The organism is Salinimicrobium gaetbulicola (assembly GCF_042676025.1).
GTDB lineage: Bacteria > Bacteroidota > Bacteroidia > Flavobacteriales > Flavobacteriaceae > Salinimicrobium > Salinimicrobium gaetbulicola.
Genome location: NZ_JBHTJP010000017.1, coordinates 1 through 2,078, shown reverse-complemented (window position 1 = coordinate 2,078; position 2,078 = coordinate 1). Strand labels below are relative to the sequence as shown.

Genomic DNA, 2,078 nt, shown 5'->3' with positions numbered 1-2,078 from the left:
AGGCAGAGAATAATATGCATTACAAACGTGATGATGTGTACAACGAATTTCTTAATGAAATTTATCTATCGGAGATATTGAAATTTAAACAACAATTAAACAATACATAACTGTTTACAACATCGGTTAACGAGCAAATAGCGGCAGACCTTTCTAAAATGACATTTTTGACTACCTTTAAAAAGATAACTTAACTGATAAATAATCGTTTCCCAAACCGCTACTTGCGTTAACCGGAGACGTTGTAAACAATAGCCAGAATAAGGTTTTCAGAAAAATTAAACTAAAAATGGGCGGAGAAGGAAGTATGGCTCACGCGAACCAGAGCCTGAAACTTAATAGAAGTTTACTTAAGAAACGAAATTTCAGAGATCGTAAAGATCTTATGAGATCCCAATCCGGTAAAACAATTGTCGAATTCGATAAAATAGCACCGGAAGAACTAGCACGGATAAAATCAGAAATTCGCTTACGGGCTAAAAAGAGGCAGAGAAAAATTATAATTGTTTATATAATTCTCGGCAGCATAACATTCGGATTATTACTTCTATTCATTAGGTAACCTTTAAAAAACATTACGCTACTGTTTACAACATCGGTTATCAAAAATGGCTTTTTGAGAGATAATTTCCTACATTTATTTTTATAAGAAAAACCCGTTACGCCGGAAAGTGATTCCTTCCCTACACGCCACTTTCGTTAACCGGGAAAGTTGGCTTTAATTATGAAAAAAATTCACCTCATATTAATAATCGGACTTTTATTTTGCAGTTGTAAAATGGAAATGAAGGAGGATGCCGAGAATGGAGAATTAAAAGTGGACACAACAGAAACGGAAAAAACCGAGCCTAAAAAAGATTTAAAATTTAGCCTCTATAATTCCACTGATTTTGCCTTAAAGGACGTAACAATCGGATTACCCGATACCGTTCTTACTTATGCTGTTCTTGAAAAAGAATCCCAAACGGATTGGACGAAGGTTCGGTCTGCATATCACTATGGTTTTGTTCGATTCTTTGACTGGAAAGACAGGAAATACTACATACAGCCCATAGATTATGTGGGTGAAACGGCTTTTAAAAAAGGAGAATTAAAATATATTGTTAAGCTCATCGATACGACTGACCAAAGCTTTGAACTTGACTTTGATTATCAAAAATAAACTAAAGCCAACAGCGGTTAACGAGCAAATAGCGGAAGACCCTTCTAAAATGACATTTTTGACTACCTTTAAAAAGATAACTTAACCGACAAATTCGCGTCCCCTACTCCGCTACTTGCGTTAACCGGAGACGTTGTAAAACATTTGACCAAGCAAATAATGATAATAGAAATTAAACAAAGAAAGTTCAATTTTATTCACGACAAATATGAGGTCAAAATAAATGGAGAACTGAAATATCTGGCCAAATCAAAATTACTGACCTTCCAACCAAAGATTGGAATTTATAATCTCGAAAATCGGGAATTACTATCTGTAGAAAAAAGTCAGAGAACATAATTGATTTGAATTTTGCTTTGAAATTTAACTCGAACTCATCAGTTGATATAAATACTAATTCGCGGATTTCATTTTCAATTAGAAATTCAAAAGGAACAATTAATTTTTACGAGCAAAAAAATAATCTAATAGGCATATTTCTCAATGAAACTCAAATTGGAATTATAGACAAAAACAGAAAAGTTTCATTTGGAGGTGATAAGTATTCAATCAAACTAAAAAAAGGAATTATTGATGAAATAATGGTAATTGGATTTGTACTGGCTTATGATTGTCAGTACAAAAATGATAAAGATGCATTTGTAAACTACGATTGGGGAAATGTAGCAATAAAACCAATAAAAGAAATTGACCCGAATTGGACTATAACTGAATAAATAAAAACGTTTTACAACATCGGTTAACGAGCAAATAGCGGCAGACCATCGAAAAATGACATTTTTGACTACCTTTAAAAAGATAACTTAACCGAAAAATAATCGTTTCCCAGGTCCGCTACTTGCGTTAACCGGAGACGTTGTAAACAATTATGAAGAAACTTTTCGCTTTAATATCAATCCTCACGCTTTTCTCATTT

At 33.3% G+C, this 2,078-nt stretch carries 3 protein-coding genes; all 3 read left to right on the top strand.

What is annotated here, in order from left to right:
* The first annotated feature begins 724 nt into the window (after nt 1–724).
* Nucleotides 725–1,162 carry a hypothetical protein gene (locus ACFQ1G_RS01285; protein ID WP_380736428.1) on the top strand — a complete coding sequence of 146 codons (438 nt, stop codon included), beginning with the start codon at nt 725–727 and terminating at the stop codon, nt 1,160–1,162.
* 159 nt (nt 1,163–1,321) lie between these two features.
* Entirely contained in the window at nt 1,322–1,501 is a 180-nt protein-coding gene (locus ACFQ1G_RS01280) for a hypothetical protein (RefSeq protein ID WP_380736427.1), read from the top strand.
* A gap of 5 nt (nt 1,502–1,506) precedes the next feature.
* A complete protein-coding gene (locus tag ACFQ1G_RS01275) occupies nt 1,507–1,878 on the top strand; it encodes a hypothetical protein (RefSeq protein WP_380736426.1) in 372 nt (123 codons plus the stop codon).
* Nucleotides 1,879–2,078: the final 200 nt, after the last annotated feature.

Coding starts and splice junctions, on each gene's coding strand:
- ACFQ1G_RS01285 (WP_380736428.1), top strand. CDS start 725: ATGAAAAAAATTCACCTCATATTAATAATCGGACTTTTATTTTGCAGT.
- ACFQ1G_RS01280 (WP_380736427.1), top strand. CDS start 1,322: ATGATAATAGAAATTAAACAAAGAAAGTTCAATTTTATTCACGACAAA.